At 37.6% G+C, this 21,349-nt stretch carries 21 protein-coding genes and 3 pseudogenes; 12 read left to right on the top strand and 12 right to left on the bottom strand.

Annotation, left to right across the window (positions count from 1 at the left end):
- The first annotated feature begins 271 nt into the window (after positions 1-271).
- The 4 genes from ACOWPH_RS06010 to ACOWPH_RS06025 all read left to right on the top strand — a co-directional run bounded on the left by ACOWPH_RS06010 (position 272) and on the right by ACOWPH_RS06025 (position 5,800).
- Positions 272-1,168, top strand: coding sequence for a DNA adenine methylase (locus ACOWPH_RS06010; protein ID WP_015214519.1), 897 nt, complete (start codon positions 272-274; stop codon positions 1,166-1,168).
- Between the two features lie 530 nt (positions 1,169-1,698).
- Positions 1,699-2,385, top strand: coding sequence for a hypothetical protein (locus tag ACOWPH_RS06015; protein ID WP_015214520.1), 687 nt, complete (start codon positions 1,699-1,701; stop codon positions 2,383-2,385).
- Between the two features lie 38 nt (positions 2,386-2,423).
- Complete coding sequence (locus ACOWPH_RS06020) at positions 2,424-4,307, top strand: hypothetical protein (RefSeq protein ID WP_015214521.1); 1,884 nt, start codon at positions 2,424-2,426, stop codon at positions 4,305-4,307.
- A 2-nt stretch (positions 4,308-4,309) separates the two neighbouring features.
- Complete coding sequence (locus ACOWPH_RS06025; protein WP_015214522.1) at positions 4,310-5,800, top strand: DUF1802 family protein; 1,491 nt, start codon at positions 4,310-4,312, stop codon at positions 5,798-5,800.
- A gap of 10 nt (positions 5,801-5,810) precedes the next feature.
- Here the strand turns inward: ACOWPH_RS06025 and ACOWPH_RS06030 are convergent, their stop codons facing one another.
- The 5 genes and pseudogenes from ACOWPH_RS06030 to ACOWPH_RS06050 form a co-directional block, all read right to left on the bottom strand.
- Positions 5,811-6,023 carry a type II toxin-antitoxin system RelE/ParE family toxin gene (locus ACOWPH_RS06030; protein WP_081593685.1) on the bottom strand — a complete coding sequence of 71 codons (213 nt, stop codon included), beginning with the start codon at positions 6,021-6,023 and terminating at the stop codon, positions 5,811-5,813.
- Positions 6,024-6,247: 224 nt separating this feature from the next.
- Positions 6,248-6,513 (bottom strand): annotated as a pseudogene (locus ACOWPH_RS06035) (ribbon-helix-helix domain-containing protein).
- A gap of 34 nt (positions 6,514-6,547) precedes the next feature.
- A pseudogene (locus ACOWPH_RS06040) lies at positions 6,548-6,910 on the bottom strand (aspartyl protease).
- A complete protein-coding gene (locus ACOWPH_RS06045; RefSeq protein ID WP_015214524.1) occupies positions 6,907-7,218 on the bottom strand; it encodes a hypothetical protein in 312 nt (103 codons plus the stop codon). Before ACOWPH_RS06045 ends, ACOWPH_RS06040 begins: the two are co-directional and overlap by 4 nt.
- 368 nt (positions 7,219-7,586) lie before the next feature.
- Positions 7,587-9,174 (bottom strand): annotated as a pseudogene (locus ACOWPH_RS06050) (glucose-6-phosphate isomerase).
- A 223-nt stretch (positions 9,175-9,397) separates the two neighbouring features.
- On the opposite strand from ACOWPH_RS06050, the gene ACOWPH_RS06055 reads away from it, so the two are divergent.
- The gene (locus ACOWPH_RS06055; RefSeq protein WP_015214526.1) at positions 9,398-11,647 is read left to right on the top strand and encodes a PAS domain-containing protein; all 2,250 of its coding nucleotides are present in this window, start codon (positions 9,398-9,400) and stop codon (positions 11,645-11,647) included.
- Between the two features lie 150 nt (positions 11,648-11,797).
- Here ACOWPH_RS06055 and ACOWPH_RS06060 read toward each other — a convergent pair whose 3' ends face one another.
- Together ACOWPH_RS06060 and ACOWPH_RS06065 are read right to left on the bottom strand one after the other, a co-directional pair.
- Complete coding sequence (locus ACOWPH_RS06060) at positions 11,798-12,058, bottom strand: hypothetical protein (RefSeq protein ID WP_015214527.1); 261 nt, start codon at positions 12,056-12,058, stop codon at positions 11,798-11,800.
- A 351-nt stretch (positions 12,059-12,409) separates the two neighbouring features.
- Positions 12,410-12,607, bottom strand: coding sequence for a hypothetical protein (locus tag ACOWPH_RS06065; RefSeq protein WP_015214528.1), 198 nt, complete (start codon positions 12,605-12,607; stop codon positions 12,410-12,412).
- An 8-nt stretch (positions 12,608-12,615) separates the two neighbouring features.
- Between ACOWPH_RS06065 and ACOWPH_RS06070 the strand changes: the two genes are divergently transcribed.
- The 5 genes from ACOWPH_RS06070 to ACOWPH_RS06090 are packed head-to-tail and all read left to right on the top strand — an operon-like array spanning position 12,616 to position 15,188.
- Positions 12,616-12,765, top strand: a complete 150-nt coding sequence (locus ACOWPH_RS06070) for a hypothetical protein (protein ID WP_250855152.1) — start codon at positions 12,616-12,618, stop codon at positions 12,763-12,765.
- Positions 12,762-13,895: a branched-chain amino acid ABC transporter permease gene (locus ACOWPH_RS06075; RefSeq protein WP_015214529.1), complete on the top strand. Its 1,134-nt coding sequence runs from the start codon at positions 12,762-12,764 to the stop codon at positions 13,893-13,895. Before ACOWPH_RS06070 ends, ACOWPH_RS06075 begins: the two co-directional genes overlap by 4 nt.
- Positions 13,896-13,949: 54 nt before the next feature.
- Positions 13,950-14,723: an ABC transporter ATP-binding protein gene (locus tag ACOWPH_RS06080; RefSeq protein ID WP_015214530.1), complete on the top strand. Its 774-nt coding sequence runs from the start codon at positions 13,950-13,952 to the stop codon at positions 14,721-14,723.
- 13 nt (positions 14,724-14,736) lie between these two features.
- A complete protein-coding gene (locus tag ACOWPH_RS06085) occupies positions 14,737-14,967 on the top strand; it encodes a type II toxin-antitoxin system HicA family toxin (protein WP_015214531.1) in 231 nt (76 codons plus the stop codon).
- Positions 14,964-15,188, top strand: a complete 225-nt coding sequence (locus ACOWPH_RS06090; RefSeq protein WP_015214532.1) for a type II toxin-antitoxin system HicB family antitoxin — start codon at positions 14,964-14,966, stop codon at positions 15,186-15,188. The genes ACOWPH_RS06085 and ACOWPH_RS06090 overlap by 4 nt, the downstream gene beginning before the upstream one ends.
- Positions 15,189-15,302: 114 nt before the next feature.
- Here the strand turns inward: ACOWPH_RS06090 and ACOWPH_RS06095 are convergent, their stop codons facing one another.
- The 3 genes from ACOWPH_RS06095 to ACOWPH_RS06105 all read right to left on the bottom strand — a co-directional run bounded on the left by ACOWPH_RS06095 (position 15,303) and on the right by ACOWPH_RS06105 (position 17,779).
- Positions 15,303-16,178 (bottom strand): sulfite exporter TauE/SafE family protein, encoded by an 876-nt coding sequence (locus ACOWPH_RS06095; RefSeq protein ID WP_199327479.1) that lies wholly within the window; start codon positions 16,176-16,178, stop codon positions 15,303-15,305.
- Between the two features lie 331 nt (positions 16,179-16,509).
- Positions 16,510-17,049, bottom strand: coding sequence for a rhodanese-like domain-containing protein (locus tag ACOWPH_RS06100; RefSeq protein ID WP_015214534.1), 540 nt, complete (start codon positions 17,047-17,049; stop codon positions 16,510-16,512).
- A gap of 40 nt (positions 17,050-17,089) precedes the next feature.
- Complete coding sequence (locus ACOWPH_RS06105; protein ID WP_015214535.1) at positions 17,090-17,779, bottom strand: MBL fold metallo-hydrolase; 690 nt, start codon at positions 17,777-17,779, stop codon at positions 17,090-17,092.
- An 88-nt stretch (positions 17,780-17,867) separates the two neighbouring features.
- On the opposite strand from ACOWPH_RS06105, the gene ACOWPH_RS06110 reads away from it, so the two are divergent.
- Positions 17,868-18,200 carry an ArsR/SmtB family transcription factor gene (locus ACOWPH_RS06110; protein WP_015214536.1) on the top strand — a complete coding sequence of 111 codons (333 nt, stop codon included), beginning with the start codon at positions 17,868-17,870 and terminating at the stop codon, positions 18,198-18,200.
- 146 nt (positions 18,201-18,346) lie between these two features.
- On the opposite strand, the gene ACOWPH_RS06115 is transcribed toward ACOWPH_RS06110, so the two are convergent.
- Together ACOWPH_RS06115 and glpX are read right to left on the bottom strand one after the other, a co-directional pair.
- Positions 18,347-19,633 (bottom strand): glutamyl-tRNA reductase, encoded by a 1,287-nt coding sequence (locus tag ACOWPH_RS06115; RefSeq protein WP_015214537.1) that lies wholly within the window; start codon positions 19,631-19,633, stop codon positions 18,347-18,349.
- A gap of 122 nt (positions 19,634-19,755) precedes the next feature.
- Positions 19,756-20,793, bottom strand: a complete 1,038-nt coding sequence (gene glpX, locus ACOWPH_RS06120; RefSeq protein WP_042465971.1) for a class II fructose-bisphosphatase — start codon at positions 20,791-20,793, stop codon at positions 19,756-19,758.
- A gap of 215 nt (positions 20,794-21,008) precedes the next feature.
- On the opposite strand from glpX, the gene grxC reads away from it, so the two are divergent.
- Positions 21,009-21,323, top strand: coding sequence for a glutaredoxin 3 (gene grxC / locus ACOWPH_RS06125; RefSeq protein WP_015214539.1), 315 nt, complete (start codon positions 21,009-21,011; stop codon positions 21,321-21,323).
- Positions 21,324-21,349 lie beyond the last annotated feature (26 nt).

Consider the following 21,349-nt stretch of genomic DNA (forward strand, 5'->3'; position numbering starts at 1 on the left):
TGCCATTAAAAATATATAATATTTTAGACGATGTTTAAAAACTTTGTCGCGTGGTATCTAACACCTGTAGATCCCCCTAAATCCCCCTTTTTAAGGAGGACTTTAAGAAATTTAGCCTGCCTTGGAAAGGGGGTAGAGGGGATCTAAATCAATTCTGATACTTTTCAAACATCCTCTTAGACATTACTTCAAAAGATTTTACATTAACTGTTGAAGTTATACATTTTACAGAATTTATCAAAATCTAAAAATTATATAATATTATTTCGTGATGATTAAAAGTCCTCTCCGTTATCCTGGTGGTAAATCAAGAGCAATTAAACAAATATCTGAATATTTACCAGAAAGCTTTTCAGAATTTAGAGAACCTTTTGTTGGGGGTGGTTCTGTTTTTATTTACTTAAAACAAAAATATCCTCAATTAAAGATTTGGATTAATGATTTAAACGAAGAATTATTTCTTTTTTGGCATTTAGCTCAATCTGATTTATCTAAATTAGTTGCAGAAATTCGTTATATCAAAGAAAAATATCAAGATGGAAAATTATTGTTTTCAGATTTAACTACAGTAGATGTTGAGAGTTTATCAGATTTAGAAAGAGCAGTACGTTTCTTTGTTCTTAATAGAATTACCTTTTCAGGGACTGTAGAATCTGGTGGTTTTTCTATGGAAGCTTTTCATACCAGGTTTACTGATTCGTCTATAGATCGTTTAGAGAAATTAGCAGATATTTTAACAGCAGATATAAAAATTACTAATTTAGATTATAGTCAAATCTTAAATATAGAAGGCAAAGATATTTTCATATTTTTAGATCCGCCATATTTCAAAGCTGAAAAATCTAAGTTATATGGAAAAAAAGGAAGTTTACATACTGGATTTAATCATGAAAGATTTGCTGATGATTTAAAATCATGTCCTCACAGTTGGTTGATTACTTACGATGATTCACCACAAATTCGAGATAATTTTCAATGGGCAAATATTCACGAATGGGAATTACAGTATGGGATGAATAATTATAAACAAAGTGGTGCTGCTAAGGGCAAAGAACTATTCATTAGTAATTATGAAATTCAACACGATTTCCTCGTTCCCAGTCTCCGACTGGGAATGCATTCTTTGAGTCAGAGACTCAATGCCAGATTGGAGGCAGAGCCTCAATGAGCAGCATTCCCATGCAGAGCATGGGAACGAGATAAACGAGAGAACAATGAAAAATCAAACTTTTTTTGACTTGTGTGTACACCGTAGACAAGCGAGGAGGGGGCTATGATGTATTTCATTCAAATGCATACCGCTATATTATTTTTATTGGGTTGTTATCTTCATTATGAATTGAGTTTAGATTTTTGCTTTTATAAGAGGATGTTTTAAAAGTTATGGCTGAGGGATAACAAACTTGAGATCCTCCTTTTTAAGGAGGACTTTGATCAAGTTATCCACCGGATAATTAAGGTGAATCTTGATACAAAACTAGACTTTAAAAACATCTTAATTAAATAACTAATATCACACTTTTTTCTGTATTATGTGATGGGTTGATTTATAAATCACGTAAATTCTCGGTTGCTTTTTAGGTTGATAAATTCAGCTATTTGTGAGCAATATCTAGAAAATAAACAATGTTTTTACTTTGACGCAATAAAAAATACAATCATTATTATAATAATGTTAGTTATTTAACACACACTATCATGAGTCCAAAGACAAAGGATTTACAGGCAGGTTACGCTCAAACACGCTTGCTACTTGCGTTGTGGGATTTGGGAGCAAATCAGCAGAAAGTGGCTAGGGGTCAATTAAGCAAGCGGATAGTGTCTAAGGGTCAAAAGATGACCGACTATCAGGGTATTTTAGAGGATTTGGAAGCACAGAGTGCGATCGCTATCTCCAAAAAAGGATCTTCAGCTACTTATACTCTCACATCACCAACCGGTTTAGAAGTGCTGGGTGAGGGTTTGCGTAGTGGTGATTTTAAGTTTGAGGGGAATATTATTGGTACTTGGGCTGCTAATGCGTTGTTGCGGTGGATAGCTCAAATTGATGTTGTGGTAAGCAAGTCGGTTGCGTCAGGTAATGGGGTTAAAGCTGGGTTAATTGGTTCTTATGAGGAGTTTAAGTCTGTAGCGTTGGATGTTTATGACAAATTAAATTATGAACACAACTTTAATAATTTAGTACCTATTTATCGTATTAGAAGAGTAATAGGAGAACGAGTTAATCGTACAGAATTTAATGATTTTTTGCTAGAAATGCAAGCTGATGATATTTTCCAACTTCAAGGAGGGAGTGTAGAAGATAGCGCACCTGACAAAATAGAAGATTCTGTCACTACAGAACTAGATGGATTACGTTGTTACGCCAAACTTTTGAAAGCTTAAATATCATTTGACTTTTCACACACTAACCTCATACTATTATGACTTCTGACACATCTAGCATTGATGAATTAATTAAAACTCAAAACCCATTTGCAGGACATATTGTAGTTAGACCTCAGCAAATATGGGGTAAAAGTTTTCCTGATGTTCCTTCAATTAATGCTCATGCTTCTAATGCTGTATTTGATGCAATTGCTAAAGTAAATCAAGGTCATCTTCAAACAACTAGTATAACGATTGTAGCCGAAAAAGGACTAGGAAAAAGTCACATTATTAGTAGAATTCGTCATCAATTACAAACAAGACAAGACAGCCTATTTATCTACATGAGTAGATATGATAACCTGAATCAAATTCAAAATCAATTTTTGCAAAGTGTTACATCTAGTCTGAGAGCATTTGCTAGACCTGATGTAATGCAGTGGCAAGAAATAGCAGCAGCATTAATTAATGAAGTTGCACAAAAAAACTATACTCCAGAACAATATATTAGTAGTGTATTTCCAAATTGGTTAAAACAACATTCACCTAAAGCCGTTGATAAATTGCGAATAACTATTGAGCAAAAAAAACCTAACATTAGTAACCCTTATATGATTCAAGCAATATTATGGACACTTTCTAAACCCTATGTTAATTATGCCAACTACTGGCTATCAGGACAAAAATTACCAGAAGAACACGCTCAAGTAATGGGACTACCAAATCCTAAATATGAAGATAGAGAATCTGAAGCATTAAGTAATGTTCGTCAAATTCTAGATATCATTAGCGATTATAGAATTCCAGTTATTTGCTTTGATGAATTAGATATTGCTGACATTGCTGATAATGGATTTACAGCGGCACAAGTTATCGCTAATTTAACGAAGGATTTATATAACAACCTTCAAAAAAGTGTTTTACTACTGGCAATGTATCCTGATACATGGAATCAACAAATCAGGACATTACCACAAGCAGAAGCAGTAATTGATAGATTAGTTAGTGAACAAACTGATAGACAACCAATAGCGTTAAAATATCTCAATTCTGATGATATTTTAGCTCTAGTTCAAACATGGTTACAAGATTTTTATCATAAACATAAACAAACACCACCTCATCCTCTTTACCCATTTGACGAAATTAAACTTAAAGCACTTGGCAAAGGAAAACCTACTATCAGAGCAGTTTTGAAATGGTGTGCAGATAATTTTGTTCCTAAGCCTAATGAGACGATTATTGATCCAGATCCAGTTACTCCAATAGATTCCAATCCTGTTAAACCGTACTTTCAGAGTGAATTAGTACATTTGAAAAATTCTATAAATTTGCTGCTAGATGATGAATTAGAAATTTCTAAAGCTCTTAAATTTTCTTTTGAAAGATTGATAGGAGAAACCGTAGAAGGAGTAACAATTGAAAAAATTGAAGATATACCCTATGACGGTCATCTTGATTTTAAAATTGTTGGAAATCAACAAAAAATCAAAATTGGAGTAGATGTTTTACAAACATCAGGAGGTGTTGGTGTTACAGCAGCTTTGGGTAAACTAATTGACTACAAAAGATTTGATTTAACTCGTGGTTGCTTAGTGCGTTCTAAGAAAATTGGTACTAATGCATCAGCAGCTAGAGAAAACTTGAGAAAACTTTTGCAAGAACAAGGTGGAGAGTGGGTAAGTTTGCAAAGTCACGACATTAAACCTCTTTTGGCTATATTTTATGTTTGGGAAAATCGTGACAGCTACGAATTAACAGAGGAGCAGATTTTTGAATTTATCAAACAGAAACAAATTGCTATCAAAAATCCTCTAATTCGAGAAATTTTGAGTGATCCTTCTGGACAAGAACCCACTAACTTAACAGATGATGGATTACCTATTAGTATTCCTCAAAGTGCTGGAAATACTGAGAATATAAACATAAACGCTAAATAAAAATGAATCAGTCGTTTTCACTTCCAACAGCATTGTGTTTACCTGTTCCTGATATTAAAGCTTTAATAGAGGGACGAACAATTGCAGCTTTACCCAGAATGTTTCTTCGTCCTGGGCAGAGATTTTCTCTTTATCCTGTTGATACTTCAACAATTCCCCTCTCAATTCAGCAATACTACCGTACAAATTTTTTACCCACTGCTCAAACTGCTATCAAGCAAATTAATTCTGATAAAGTCTTAATTAAAGCTTGGGTTAGATGCGAACTTTGCCAAATTCTAGATAAAACTAAACCTTTAGATGTTTTATCTCAATTAACAATCTGGACACCAGAAGCATTTGAGGTAATAATACAGAAACATGAAAATATTTTTCTGGCTTATTTGCGCGTTTATCATTTACCTCAGTTTGCTGAAGTTCCAGTTAATCCAAATCTTCAAGATAAACTAGGTAGATTTGTGGCTTTACCTAACATTTCTGGTTCTGAAGATAAACCTGTATTAAGTGATCAAATATTTTCTAAACGTAAACGTCAATTAGAAAATCTAAAACCTTTTCAAAATCGTGAATTAGAAGAATTACAAAGTGAATTATCACAAATAGCTAACATCAACCAAGCAGCACAGCAATTAGAAAATGACATTCAAGTATTTTTAGGTTGGAGTACTGACACGCTGATTAAATCCACTGAGAAAGACTTATCTTGGATAAAAACAATCGCTAAAGTTGGCAATTCTAGTGATGGTAATGAGTTTGAAAAACTAGTCCGCAAAAGCTTCGTCAAATTAGGCTTTTCTTGTTCTAATACCAATTCTCAAGCTAACCTAGATCCTGATAAATTAGGTGGTGCTGGTGGGTTAGATTTTTATTGTGAGTATCCTTATAGAGTCGTAGGAGAATGTAAAGCTACTAAAACAGAAAGAGTACCTGATGGTACAGCAGCACAACTTGTAAAACTGGGATATAAGCATTTACAACAAGAATATAATAGTTGCATCAAAATTATTATGGCTGCTGGTGAATTAACAAAACCTGCTGAATTAACTGCAAAAGGAAATCAAATGAACGTGATTCGTCCAGAAACTTTACAAAAATTAGTTGAATTAAAAGCAAAACACCCAGGTTCAATAGATTTATTAAATTTAAAACCACACTTAGAAAACGAACCTTTTGGAGAAGCAGCCGATGATAAAGTAAATCGTTATATTGATAATATCTGGCAAGGTATTAAATTGCGTTCAAATATTATCAAAACCGTTCGAGAACTCTCTAAGCAAGAAACTGAAATTTCATCATCAGTACATCAACAGGTTACAGTTACAGAAATTCGTGTTCATTACAACGTGACTCATAACCCAAAACTAACAGATGAAATAGCTCATGATTTACTGATAGAACTATCATCACCCCTAACGGGATATTTAGGAAGAATTAAATCAAATGATCGGAAAACCGATAAATTTTACTACTTACGCGACTTACCAATTAATTAAACTTTATTTTTTACTCATCCAATTCCGCAAATAAAGATTCTAAATTTCGATAACCACTAACTACACGGACAATTTCAATTCCATTGTCAATAACTCGATAAAAAATAATATAACTATCTAAAAGAACACCTCGCAAATCAGCTTTAACATTTGCATAGCTACGTCCCATATTGGGAAAATTAGCTAAATATTTATACTGTAAACGGGTGAAATCTGGACTTATGTCATACTGAGCGTAACGTAGTGCAGCGTTCGCGGAGCGTCTCGTAGAGAAGTATCTCGGAGATTCTTCACTTCGTTCAGAATGACACTTTTAACCCGTTTTTAGTATACATTTCTTGTCAAACTCATCAACAAAACGATCTCCAGCATCAATATTCCTACTCACAAAATAATCAATAATTTCTGATAAATCCCAAATTGATTCTGGAGAAATAATATGCTATTTCATCCTTGCATTTCTCTGGCTTTACGCAACTTATCCCGCAACTTTTCAATCACAACTTCCCCGTCAATACCTTCCCCTCTGTCTAATTGTTCAATAGCAATCTCAACCTTTTCTCGTGTTTCTTCAACCCAAAGCTGATAACTTTTTCCCACTCCAAAAGCAACTTTAAAGCTTTACTAATAACCTCTTCAGGATTTGCATATCTACCTGTAGCAATTTGCGCTTGGATAATTTGCTCTAATTCTGGTTGAATTTGAATATTCATAATATATATATCCTATTACTAATCATAAACTTAGTCATCCCAAAGTCAAAACACCAGCTTGAAAATTCACCACCAAAGGCAAAAACTCCAACCACTGAGAACCCAATAAAATCTCCGTCAATTCATCTCCAGCATAAACAGGAATTTCATACTCTTGATTATTCAATATTACCTTACCTTAATAAAGATCAAATCGTGATTCTCCCTGTGCAGTGCGTAACTTTTCCTTGGATATAAATGACCAATTTAACCCGTCTAAATCTTGTTTGTTAATAGCCATAAAGCCTGTAAAGCCTGTATCAAATAAAGCATCCACAGGCAGATTTAAAGCATCAGCAGTAATTAATTCAACTTCAAAATATAACCGTCCCCCATCACCAAAATAACCCTGTATCATATTCTGCCAGTTACTCCAGTTTCATTGATGCCAAATAAAAAATGTATCATATTAGGGTGTTTATCCCGTGCTTGTTTACTAGCAACTTCCTTATTCTGATCAACGAAATAATCACCACTCTCTGGCTCTATAGCAATATACCAACCGTAATGTTCTTTGATCAACTCAGGACGCAAACGCTCAAAAATTGCCCAGCAACGTTGGTAGAATACTTCATCTTCTGCTTTACGTCTAGCTAATTCTTCTGGTGATAAAGTCAGTTCAGGAAAAATTCTTCCTCTTCTTCTTTGTGGTTCTGACGTTAACATATTTGTAACCTTGCTTTTTACAACTATGTTAATAGTAACAAATATACTGCAAAAGGGTAAAACCTGAACTGATTTCATACTGAGCGTAACGTCTCGTAGAGAAGTATCTCGGAGATTCTAGAGCCTATACACTTCGTATGGCTAACGCCACGCTGCGCTATCAGAATGACACTTTTAACCCGGTTTTAGTATATAGCAATTCCCAAGCTCATGAAATACACCCCACCCGCGCTGTCGCGCACCCTCCCCTTACCAAGGGGAGGGTTGGGGAAAGACTATAATCATCTCAATATCAAAATTATCCAAAAACGAAATCCCCGACTTCCTAAAGAAATCGAGGATCTAATTAATTAACGAAGAGAATATTATTAACCGAGAGAAACAGTTAAACTTCCTGGTTTAGCTAAATCACCAGTTAACACCACACCGCGATTATTAGCGTGTAAATGACGGAGAATTTTGTAAATTGCTTCAACTTCATTAGCAACGCCGGCTTTATCAGCAACTTCAGTAATAGAAAGTGCTTTCTTTTCTTTTGCCAAAACTTCCAAAACTCGTTTTTGTAAATCGAGAATGACAGCGGCAGCTTTTTTACCAGCTTCTACTCCTGGTTGGTGATAAGCGTTGACATTAACTAAACTGGCATATAAACCTACAGCCCGTTCATACAATGCAATTAACGCGCCAACTGTGCGAGCATTAACTTGAGGAATGCTGACTGTAATGGAATCGCGGTTATTCTCATACAGTGCTTGACGTGTTCCTAACAGAAAACCAGAGAGATAATCACCAGAAGTGACACCAGGATCAACTTCTGTGGATTTTCCTTGACGATCTTCTAAGACTTCAATCAAGGTTGCAAAGAAATTGGGTACACCTTCCCGCAATTGCTGTACATAAGCGTGTTGGTCGGTTGAACCTTTGTTACCATAAACGGCGATACCTTGATAAACGGTTTTACCGTCTAAGTCTTTTTCTTTACCCAAAGATTCCATTACCAGTTGTTGCAAATAGCGACTAAATAGCAACAAGCTGTCTTTGTAAGGGAGGACAACCATATCCTTTTCACCTTTGCCATTTCCAGAGAAATACCAAGCGATCGCTAATAAAGCGGCTGGGTTATTCTTGAGATTAGGGACGCGGGTGGCATCATCCATTTCTTTGGCACCATCTAGCATGGCACGGACATCAATGCCCTGTAATGCGGCAGGTACTAGCCCTACAGCAGACATTTCTGAGGTACGTCCACCTACCCAGTCATACATGGTGAACCGGGCTAACCAATTTTCTGATTTTGCGACTTTATCTAAGTTGCTATCTACGCCGGTAATAGCGATCGCATATTTAGAAAAATCTAAATTTTGGGCAGTATAGGCTTTTTTCACCTCAATCATGCCGTTACGGGGTTCAGGAGTTCCCCCAGATTTGGAAATTACCAATACCAGAGTGCTGGCAAGGCGATCTTTGAGTTGAGTGAGAGTGCGATCGATTCCGGCAGGATCGGAATTGTCGATAAAGTGAATATTTAGTGGGGGAATAATCAGGGGAAAGGGCTTCTGCTACAAATTGGGGACCCAAAGCTGAACCACCAATACCGATGGAAATAATATCTGTGAAGCGGCTTTCCTTGGGGGGATGAATCGCACCAGTGTGTACCTGATCTGCAAAAGCTTCGATTTGTTCTAAGGTTTGGACTATTTCTTGAGTCAGTTCTGGTGTCGGTGCTAAATCTGGATTCCGCAACCAGTAATGTCCTACCATGCGGTTTTCATCTGGATTTGCGATCGCACCTTTTTCCAGTTCTACCATATCGGCAAACGCTTTATCAAACCTCGGCTGCAACGATTTCACAAAGGCATCATCGAACCGCATCCGGCTAATATCTAGATACAGTCCTAATCCCTCGTGGAAATATAACCAATCTTGGTATCGTTGCCAAAGTGCCTTAGCATCCATAAGAGGGAAATCTCAAATATATTGTTGTCAAACTCCAGTTTAATGTATGGTTCTGGCGATCCCTGCTTTGTCTTATACAGTTTCTAATCGGCAAGGGAAAGACGGAGTTTTTCAGCATAACTGGAATTTTGCCGTCTTTAATTTATCTCTGACTTATAATTTCTATTATTCGTCTCAGTGTCTAAAGTGATTGTTCCATCATGCAAACGCTATTGGATTTGATATGACTCAGTTTTCTGAAACTCCTGAAATGCCCACAAATGAAGTCAATGCCCTCAAACAAGAAATAAGCACCTTACAGCAACGGGTCGCTCAATTAGAACAGGAGTTAGCACATTTACGAAACTCTGAGTCAAATCACAGCCCAGCCAGCCAATATCAAGACACAGATCGAAAAAGCGATCAACTTGTTGAAACAGAACTCCCCGAAAAAACCAATCTCCTAGAACTCATTCTCAATAGTATGAGCGATGCAGTGGTCGTCACCGATATAAACGGAAAATTTCTCTTTAACTCAGCTGCTGTACAAATGTATGGTAGCGGTTCTACAGATATCCAACCAGAGGAATGGTCACAGCATTATGGACTCTTTCTCCCAGATCAGATTACCCCACTTCCAGCAGCAGAAATTCCCCTAGTACGCAGCTTAAAAGGCGAAACTTTTGAAAATGTTGAATTGTTTAGCCGACACCAGCAAGCACCAGAGGGAATCTGGACAAATATTAGTGGCAGACCCATCAAAGATGACAATGGCGAAATTAAAGGAGGTGTCGTTGTTTGCCGCAACGTCACAGAACGCAAACAGGTAGAAGAAAAGTTGCGTCAACGAGAAGACTTCCTGCAAACCATTTATGCAACAGTAGAACTGGGTATTTTTGTAGTAGATGTCACAGAAACTGACGAATTTCGCCTCGTTGGTTTCAATCCATTAATTGAACAAATGATCGGCCTGACCACTGAACAAATTCAGGGAAAAACTCTAGTTGAAGCATTTGGAGAAGTCGTCAGTGTCAGCTTTGAACAGAACTATCGGCGGTGTATCAAAGCAGGAACTTCCATCTCCTACGAAGAATCAGTCCACTTTGGCCAAGAAACACAATGGTTTTTTACAACACTTTCTCCTTTGAAAAATACCCAAGGTAAAATTTATCGGATTATTGGCACTAACCTGGAAATAACAGACCGTAAGCACGCAGAGAAAGAATTACTAGAAACCAAAAATCTCTATCAACAAATCCTCGATTCCATGCCAGATTTTGTCCTTTGTAAAGGTGCAGAATCACGCATTGTTTATGCTAACAAAGCCTTTCGTGATTATTACGGCATGACCCTGGAACAACTCCAGACAATTATAGATGCTCCATTTAATAATCCCGATTATACACAGCAATATATTCAAGATGATGCTTATGTTTTCAATACAGGCAAAACCCTGATCATAGAAGAAAAAATCACTCGTTATGATGGAGTAGTTCATACTTTCAGCACCATCAAAAACGCCATTTTTGATACCGAAGGCTCTGTAACTCAAACCGTAGGTATCTCGCGGGATATCACTGACCGCAAACAAGCAGATGCAGCATTAAAACAAAAGACAAATCAACTAGAGCAAGCTTTAATAGAACTACAACAAACCCAACTCCAAATGATTCAGAGTGAAAAAATGTCTAGTTTGGGGCAAATGGTAGCAGGTGTAGCTCACGAAATTAATAATCCCGTTAACTTTATTCACGGTAATCTCAGTCATATTGAGGAATATACTCAAGATTTATTACGTCTGCTAAATCTATATCAGCAAAACTATCCCGAACCATCACTAGAAATTCAGGAAGAAATCGCAGCCATTGATCTAGAATTTCTGACTGAAGATATTAAAAAAGTCCTCCAATCTATGCTAATAGGTACTAAAAGGATTCGGGAAATTGTTCTTTCTTTACGCAACTTCTCACGCTTAGATGAATCCGAAGTTAAGAATGTAAATCTGCATGAAGGAATTGATAGTACCATTACCATTTTACATAACCGCATGAAAGCCACCCCGGAACGTGCAAAAATTCAACTGATTAAAAATTATGGTGATTTACCTTTAGTAGAATGTTATGCAGGGCAATTGAATCAGGTGTTTATGAATATCATTAGTAATGCTATTGATGCTATAGAACAAAAAAATATTAATTGCCATAATCAACAAGTTGTCAACGAACCCAATTGCATTACAATTTCTACAAAACTGATTAATCAAAACATAATTAAAATTATTATTGCTGATAATGGAATGGGAATACCAAAATCCCTCAAACACCGTATCTTTGACCCTTTCTACACAACTAAATCTGTGGGTAAAGGAACTGGTCTAGGGCTTTCGATTAGCTATCAAATCATCACAGAAAAACATAATGGCTTGCTAGAGTGCTTTTCTGCCGAAGGAAAGGGAACGCAGTTTATAATTCAAATTCCTACTAAAATCAGATAGCTTTTTCAGCTTACGTAAGTTACTAAGAAAATTAAAATAATTCGTAATTCGTATAACTTTAGATAGCCTGTTAATTTTTAATTCATAAAATGATAAAAATTTCGCTATAAAAAGGTTTTACTCCTAAACTTCCGAACTCCGAACTCTTCCTTACACATCTGGCATAGGAATGACACGCAAAAATTTGACTATTTCACCCCTAATTTCTATGCCTATAAGATAATTATCTATAGTGAAGCGATAAAAAACCCCATCATCATCAAGCTTTCTCAATTCTGGGAGTCCATGCAATTGCCATTTTTGGCCAGCACACTCAACAAAGACAAAATCATAAACCCGTACATAAGCTACAGGTTCTAAACTTTTGAGGTCTATTAAAAAAGACCTAGCATAGCGCACTTCCAGATTCACTTGCTCACCAAATTTTTGTTTGCTAACTTTTATCAAACAGAATACGGAAGTCAGGAGTCAGAATACCCTTTCAGGAAAGCAAGCTACAGAAGGAATTTTATGCAACCGGCAGATTGTATTGACTCTTTCTTCATATCTGACTTAGAGGGTGTTTGAAAAGTTTCGGATGGTGATTTTAGACACTCAATGATCCCCCCTAACCCCCCTTAACAAGGGGGGAACTAGAGTCAAAGTCCTCCTTTTTAAGGAGAGCCACTGCTTTGGGCGGGTTTCCCGACTTGTAGCAAGTGGCGTGGATTTAGGAGGATCTAAAGTTTTTAATACATCAGCAACCACTTTTCAAACATCCTCTTAGAGGAACATCAATAGCCGCATGGCCTCGTCATGGGTTAGTATGTCCCACGGATGCTGTGATGGCTTAACTTGTTCTATGGATTTAAGCATATAACAATCAAAATGCAAGGCTTGGAGAAACTCCCAAGAATTTTGCAGGTCTTCATCTGCTAATTGCTCAATCAGATGATGCATTCTAATCCGTAGTAAGTTCATAATCTGAATTGCTCAAATACACCCTAACGAAAATAGAAATATTTCAAGTTAATCTTGACAATACCCAAGGTACACTACAATCTATTCCACCTGCATCGGGGAATGGGAAGGTGGGGCGAAATAACGACCAACAACCAACGACCAATGACCCATTATGATTGAATATCTGATTTTTCTAGCTATTTCTACGGCTACCTTTGCACTGTTTGCACTGGGATTGAATTTACAGTGGGGCTTTACGGGGTTAATTAACTTTGGTCATATTGCTTTTATGACCTTGGGAGCATACACCACCGTTTTGTTAAGTTTAAAGGGTGTCCCTCTACTATTTTCAGCTATAGCGGGGGCGATTGTTGCCGCTTTGTTGGGTTTGGTAATTGGTTTTGCAACTTTGCGGTTACGGGCTGATTATTTGTCTATTGTCACTATTGGCACGGGGGAGTTGATTCGTTTGGTGGTAAATAACCAGGAGTTACCGGTGGGTGATGCCTGGGTATCTGGGGCCTTTGGTGTACAAACTTATACTATACCATTGGATGCAACGCCAAATTTATTTTTGCGATTACTCATGATTGGTGTGCTGACTTTCTTGGCAATTGTGACTTTCTTTTCGTTGTGGCGTTGGGTAAAATCTGCCAGAATATCGCGGACTAATAATGTAGCTAAAAATAATAGCAGTAAACAAGAATTTGCTTCGCGTTTGGGAGTGGGTACGATATTAGGACTGTTGACATTAGCGATTTATGTTGCTGGTGTAATTGGACTATATAACTACAACCCCAAAGCGGGTTTGATGTTGTTAGCGTTGTCGGTATTGGCGTTTGTATTTTGGCGTTTAGAATTTTTAGTGCGATCGCCCTGGGGTAGAATTCTCAAAGCTATCCGCGAAGATGAAGAAATTCCCAAAGCTTTAGGTAAAAACGTTTTTTGGTATAAATTACAATCATTAATGCTAGGCGGTGCGATCGCAGGTATTGCTGGTGCTTTCTTCGCTTGGCAACTTAGCGCCATTTATCCTGATAATTTTCAACCCCAACTCACTTTTGATGCTTGGATTATGGTGATTTTAGGCGGTTCTGGGAATAATATTGGCACAATCTTAGGCGCAGTGATTTATTTTGCTTACGATGCCCTAACACGGGAATTTTTACCAAAAATCGTCCCTTTAGATGTAGAACGTATCGGTGCTTTTCGGGTTATGTTCATTGGTCTAATTCTTATGGTACTGATGATTTGGCGGCCTCAAGGTATCTTAGGGAAAAAGGAAGAACTCACTCTTGGTAAGTAATTGGTAATTTTTAATTGGTTAAGGAAAAACGCAAAAATTGAAAATGAATTTATTATGGTAAATAACCAACTTCCCCTCTTAGCAGCTAGTGGACTTTGTAAAAGTTTTGGTGGTATCCAAGCTGTCAAAGATGCCAATATCGAAGTTACAAAGGGCAGCATTACCGGCTTAATAGGCCCCAATGGTGCTGGTAAAACTACTTTATTTAATTTACTCTCCAATTTCATCCATCCCGATCAAGGTAGAGTGATTTTTGATGGTGAACCCATTCACAATTTGCAACCATACCAAATTGCCCAGCAAGGACTAATCCGCACGTTTCAAGTAGCGCGAACTCTTTCGCGGTTGTCGGTATTAGAAAATATGCTGTTAGCAGCGCAAAAACAAACTGGTGAGAATTTCTGGCAAACCCAATTTCAAGCGCATATTGTCGCTAAAGAAGAAAAGCAGCTAAAAGAACAAGCGATGTTTTTGTTAGAGTCTGTGGGGTTGGAAAAAAAAGCCGATGATTACGCTGGTGGTTTGTCTGGGGGACAGCGCAAACTCCTGGAAATGGGAAGGGCATTGATGACTAATCCTAAGTTAATCTTATTAGATGAGCCAGCAGCGGGAGTGAATCCGCGATTGATTGACGATATTTGCGATCGCATTCTCACCTGGAACCGTGAAGACGGTCTAACGTTTTTAATTATTGAGCATAATATGGATGTCATTATGTCTTTGTGCGATCGCGTGTGGGTATTAGCAGAAGGACAAAATTTAGCCGTCGGTACTCCCGCAGAAATCCAAAAAGATCCCAAGGTTTTAGAAGCATATTTGGGACAATAAAGTTATATTAGATATGCCCAAGAAAATTAGAGAACTGAAAAGTTTATTACTCCAATCAGGGTTTACATATAAACCTGCAAAGGGAAGTCATAGCAAATGGATACATCCAAAATTATCTAAAGCTATTATAATTGCAGGTAAAGATAGTAGTGATGCTAAACAATATTTAGAGAAGCAATTTAATGAAGCAATAGCAGAATTAAATAAAATAGAAGCAGAGGAAAAGGAGGAATTAGAGGAATGAAATATACAATAATTATTCAATGGTCAAATGAAGATGAATGTTATGTAGCTTCATTACCAGATTTTACAGATGTGATGCAGCCATGTACTCATGGAGACACTTATGAGGAGGCTTTAAAGAATGCTCAGGAAGTGTTAGAAATGCTGATTTCATCTTATTTGGAAGATGGACAACCTTTACCAGAACCGGAAACTGTAGGAAAGTCATTAAAAGCAGCTTAATTCGTTATATTTTTCATATTTGTGCTTAATTGTTTATATTTCTGTAGGTTGGGTTGACGTTAGGAAACCCAACATTTTAAAATATCCTTCTAACAAAGACAGAAATACAATTTGCTATAATTTAATATTTTTACTTTCTATTATTCCTACTGTATAACTTCTATGTTGCCAACTGACTGACGATCTCTTTCTCTGGAATGCACTTTGATTTTGAAATAAAACAAAAGTGGCTACAGCTATTAAAAAATAACCAAAATATTTTTGCAACTTTTTACCATCAATAAACTGAGATAAATAAGCACCTAAAAAGCTGCCTAAACTGGCAGCAACAATAAACGTTACTATTAATTTCCAATCTAATTCAACTTGTCCCAAATACCCTAAAAATCCAGCTACAGAATTAGCAACTAAAATCAATAAAGAAGTCCCAATTGCTTCTTTCATCGGCATTTTACCTAAAATCACTAAAGCCGGAACAATCGCAAAACCTCCCCCAACTCCTACTAATCCTGTTAGAATTCCTACTCCTAACCCTTCAGTTAATAACCATAACCAGCAGTACTTACAAATTGGTGGGGGATAAAGTTCTAAATCAGGTTCTTCTGGAGATTTATTAGCAGCTTTTTTGGAACCTTTCTGAATCATTAAACCTGCTGCCAACAACATCATAATTGCAAATAGCAACATTTGTAAACTGCCAGTAATAAATGGCAAAGCTGCAATTTTTGCACCCATAAAAGCACCCAACATGGTAGCAGAACCAAAAATGTATGCTTTTTGATAATTGATATTTCCTTTTCTCCAGTGAGGAATCACACCAATAAAACTCACTGTTCCGACAATTACTAAAGTCATGGCAATGGCAGATTTAGTTGGTACTCCCATTACATAAACTAAAATTGGTAATGCTAAAACAGAACCACCTCCACCTATTAATCCTAAACTAATACCAATACCAGATGCTAAAATATGCCCTAATATCCATGTCATCATAATTCGTAATTCGTAATTGAAATCTATTCGTTAAATGTAGATACTAGGACTTACATAAGTGTCACATTTAATATCTTTTGCAGGTGCGTCAGATATCGTAAATCTGTTGATAATAATCAATTTATAGGTCTGATGCACCCTACAAAGCAAGCCAGTTGCGTAAGTCTTGAATACCTTACAATGCGGGAAGTTTAGGATATATAAAACGTCTATTAAGGGATTTACAAATCAAAAAATATCCAATGAATTCTTGTGGGATGGACTTCTAGTCCGTCCAGTTTTCAATGTCCATCTGACAAGATTGTATAATTTGAATGTCTCTAAAATTCTATCCCTGCTGGTTGTAAGGCAATTTTGCTAATAGCATTCCCATTGCACAGGTATTAGTGACTCCTGCAAATACTAAACCTGTTCCTACAAAACCACTCAGAATTAAAAACCAAGGAGAAATAAATGCACCTAATACCGTTCCTGTAAATACTAAGGTTCCAGCGACAATTTGCATTTGACGCATTAAACTAATGGGAGCATTTTTATTGAGTTGGGTTGGATATCCTGACTGTTTCCAAGCTGTGATTCCTCCCTCTAATTGCTTAAATTCTGTAAATCCAGCATTGAGGAGTTTTTTTGCTGCTTGATTTGAGCGATTTCCTGATAAGCAGTAAATTACAATTTCTTTACCTTGAGTTAAAGATACTTGTTCTATCTGAAATTTAGAAAGTGGTAAAAGTTGAGCGTTGGGAATATGTTCTGCTGCATATTCTGAAGGTTCGCGTACATCTATTAGTTGGATTTTTTGTTGTTCAATCAATTTTTGAACAGTAGCAGCATCAACTAATTGCAATTGAGAATTGATGGATGTTGTCATTGTTTTAATTTTGATGTAATTGCTGAAATTAATTGTTAATTCAAACTGCACTACCGCAATGTTGATTTGCTGGTACTGCTGCCATGATTTTTTGCGGATTTGGTAAGTTTAAATTGGACATAAGGTTAATATAAGTGTCCCGGTTATGTCCTTGAAATCGGAGATTATATTTCTTTTCTTCTCCAATTGTGGAAACTGTAAAACCTTTGTAATCATGTCCTGGATAAATTAAGGTTTCGTCGGGAAGTGTAAATAATTTTTGAGTGATGACATCAAATAAAGTTCCTGCATTTCCGCTTTGAAAATCTGTTCTTCCGCAACCACGAATTAATAAGGAATCTCCAGTTAATAATTTTTCTCCATTGACTAAATAAGCTGCATGACTGTCTGTATGTCCTGGTGTTGCGATCGCTTGAATGGTTATTCCATCTAGTTGTATAATTTCTTGGTCCCTAATCTGTCTATCAGCACAGGTAACAGGGGCGTTTGCTGGAACAATTCCCAAACATCCGGTTAATTGACGTAATTTACCAGTACCAGTAATATGATCTGCATGAATATGAGTTTCTAAGCAGTATCGCAACGTCAAACCTAATTCCTCAATTAGTTGTAAATCCCGTTCTACCTGTTCTAAAACTGGATCTACTAAAATCGCTGCTGCTGTTGTCTCGTCAGCGATTAGGTAAGTATATGTGCTAGATTCGTTGTCAAAAAGTTGGCGGAATAACATTTTTTGTAATCGTCTCTTGCTTACCTTCTTATTATATTACCATATAGTAGTATAGTAAATAGATGTCATCAAATATTTTTAGTTTTTTATGTCAGATATATTTCCAAAAGCCCTGAGTCAAGTTGCAGATTATTTCAAAGTCCTGTCTGAAGTCAGCCGGTTACAGGTGTTATGTTGTTTGAAAACTGGAGAGAAGAGTGTAACCGAGATTATTACACAGACTGGATTAGGACAAGCAAACGTGTCAAAGCATCTAAAAATTTTAACTCAAGCGGGGATTGTCAAAAGAACGCCGGAGGGAGTTAGCGTAATTTATGAAATAGCTGATCCAATTTTATTCCAATTATGTGATTTAGTATGCGATCGCTTGGCCGTGAGACTCGAAGAACAAACCAAGCAGCTAGAACAGTTCAAAATGTAAGGGAATAGGGAATAGGGAATAGGTGACAGGTTACAGGTTACAGGTGACAGTAAGAGAAGAAGGGAATAGGTAGTTTTTTTATTCTCTTTTTCTTCTGACTCTTGCCCTCCGAACTCCGAACTCCTGCCCCCTGCCTCCTCTTGATTTCAGCTAAACTGCTTCCCTGCGTCTAGGTTAAATAACATTTGCAGAGTTTGCATACAGTTACGCCTAGCTTCAACATCTTGTTGCGCTCGTAATTGCACCATTGGATCATGTAATATTTTATTAACAATACCTCTTGTTAAAGCCTCAATCACTTCTTGGTGTTTTTCCCCAAATTCTGAACCTAAGCGAGATAAAGCCTTTTCTAGTTCCTGTTCGCGGATAGTTTCAACTTTATTCCGCAGAGAACTAATTGTAGATACAGTTTCCAAACTACGCCACCACACATCAAAAGCTTCTACTTCTTCATCTAAAAGTTTTTCGGCTTCCTGTGCCATTTTCCGACGGCTTTCGTAATTTTGCGCTACAACCGCCTTTAAATCGTCCACGTTAAAGGCTTGCACATTTGCCAAGTCGTTCACATCTGCATCAACGTTACGAGGTACAGAAATATCAAATAACATCAGTGAATGGTTTGGTTCTAAAACCATTTCCAACTTAGCACGATCAAGAATTGGTTCTGTTGCTGAAGTACTTGTAAATACAATATCACTTGCGGCAATTACTGCCATCATTTCTGGAAGCAGATGGATTTGGATTGGTTGTTCTGGAAACAACTTCGCTAATTCTTCAGCCCGTTCACGGGAACGATTAACAATACTAATCTGAGTTGCACCTTTAGAAATTAGGTGTTGAACGAGCAACCGGGACATCTTACCAGCGCCCAAAATTGCTACACGGTAGGGAGATAAATTTTCTAATTTCATCTGGGCTAATTCCACAGCCGCCGAACTAATGGAGACTGCACCAGTACCGATACTAGTTTCAGTGCGAACCCGTTTACCCGCTGTTAAAGCTTGTTTAAATAGGCGATTTAAAATTGTTTTTATACCATTGTATTGCTGTCCCAGTTTGTGAGTATTTTTCACCTGAGCCAGAATTTGACCTTCACCAAGGACGAGACTATCTAAACCAGCGGATACCCGCATTATATGCATTACAGCGTCGTTATGCAGCAACATAAACAGGTGTTGTCGCAGAGACACAACAGGTAACTTGCTATGCTCAGAAAGAAACTGAGTAACTTCCTGAAGACCTTGGGTGATTTCACTGCTAACAATGTAAATTTCTAGGCGGTTACAGGTGCTAAGGATGGCGACTTCATCAATATGAGGATAGCTGAGAAGATGAGCGATCGCACTTTCGGTTTGAGGTTCAGGAATACTTAGCTTTTCTCTAACTTCTACTGGGGCTGTTTTATGGCTTAACCCTACCACTGCAATATTCATTTCTTAAATTGGTAATTGGTAATGGGTAATTTGTAATGGGTGATGGGTAATGGGTAACAGGTGATGGGTAAGACATTATTCCCAATCACCAATCACCAATCACCAATCACCAGTGAAAGTTACTACCGCAGTTGAATAACCTTGGGTTCTTCAAACAAGTGAACTGTATCCACAAATCGAGCGGTTTTAGATTGGCTAGAAATAACCAAGCTTTGGGTTCTAGCACCACCGTGGAAGAAACGGACACCATCCATCAGAGTTCCGGGTGTGATACCGCAAGCTGCAAATAGCACTGTATTACCAGAAGCTAATTCATGGGCATCATAAACACGGTCTCCATCAGTAATACCCATTTCCTTCAAACGAGCCAGATTACCTTCTCTGCTTTCGCCAATTAAACCTGTTTGCACTACTTCTGGATCATAAATCAGTTGTCCTTGGAAGTGTCCACCCAAGCAACGTAAAGCAGCGGCGGAAATTACACCTTCAGGTGCTGCACCGATACCCATCAAAGCATGAATATTAGTACCAGCGAAAGCACAAGAGATAGCAGCAGAAACGTCACCATCACTGATGAGTCTAACTCTGGCACCAGCGGTGCGAATTTCTTGAATAAGTTCTTTGTGACGGGGACGATCCATCACTACTACGACCAATTCCTCAACAGCGCGGTTTAAGCACTCAGAAAGGATTTTCAGGTTTTCTGTAGCAGATTTGTTGATATCAACATGACCTTTAGCCGCTGCTGGTGCTGCGAGTTTACGCATATAGAAATCAGGCGCTGCAAACAAACCGCCTTTTTCGGAAATTGCCAAAACTGCCATTGAGCCATTTTGACCGTAAGCAACGAGGTTAGTACCTTCGCAAGGGTCAACAGCAATGTCAATTTCAACTAGTTCATCAGGGTTACAGAAATTTTTAGCATCTGGTTGAGTACAGATACCAACTTCTTCCCCAATGTAGAGCATAGGAGCTTCGTCACGTTCGCCTTCACCGATAACAATGCGTCCGCGCATATGGATTTTGTTCATCCGTTCGCGCATGGCTTCCACAGCTACTTCATCAGCAGTGTTCTTTTCGCCCTTACCCATCCACTTCGAGGAAGCGATCGCTGCTTGCTCAACTACTTCAATAATCTCTAGCCCAAGTGTATTTTCCACAAAGTCTACCCTTTCAATTGCTTGTTTTAGCGTCGTTTTATCGGCTATTTCAGTTTTCAAGTCTACCAAAGTGCGGATACATATAGAAAAAAGTTAAGTTTTACTGCTATTAATCTCGAATGTGTCCAAGATGAAAGACAATATGCGTAATTTTGTATTTCCGTGAGAATGTTCTAGGCTAGAGATAATTAACAAATATTTCTAAGATTCAGAATATGCTCGACTTCCTCAATTCCTTCCTTGGTCGCCATCCAGAACGTGTTCAAGCCAACGTGGAAATATATACCTGGCAAACCTGCCCTTACTGCATCCGCGCCAAGCTGCTGTTATGGTGGAAAGGCGTTAAATTCACCGAATACAAAATTGACGGTGACGAAACAGCAAGAGCAAACATGGCAGAACGCGCCAACAGTCGCCGCAGCGTCCCCCAGATTTTCATTAATAACCAACACATAGGCGGTTGTGATGACCTGTATGCAATGGATACAAAAGGTCAACTTGACCCATTGCTAAATCAAGCCGCTACTTGACATACTCTCTGAGACTCTGCGCCTCT

The sequence above is a fragment of the Anabaena sp. PCC 7938 genome, from assembly GCF_049315035.1.
GTDB lineage: Bacteria > Cyanobacteriota > Cyanobacteriia > Cyanobacteriales > Nostocaceae > Anabaena > Anabaena cylindrica.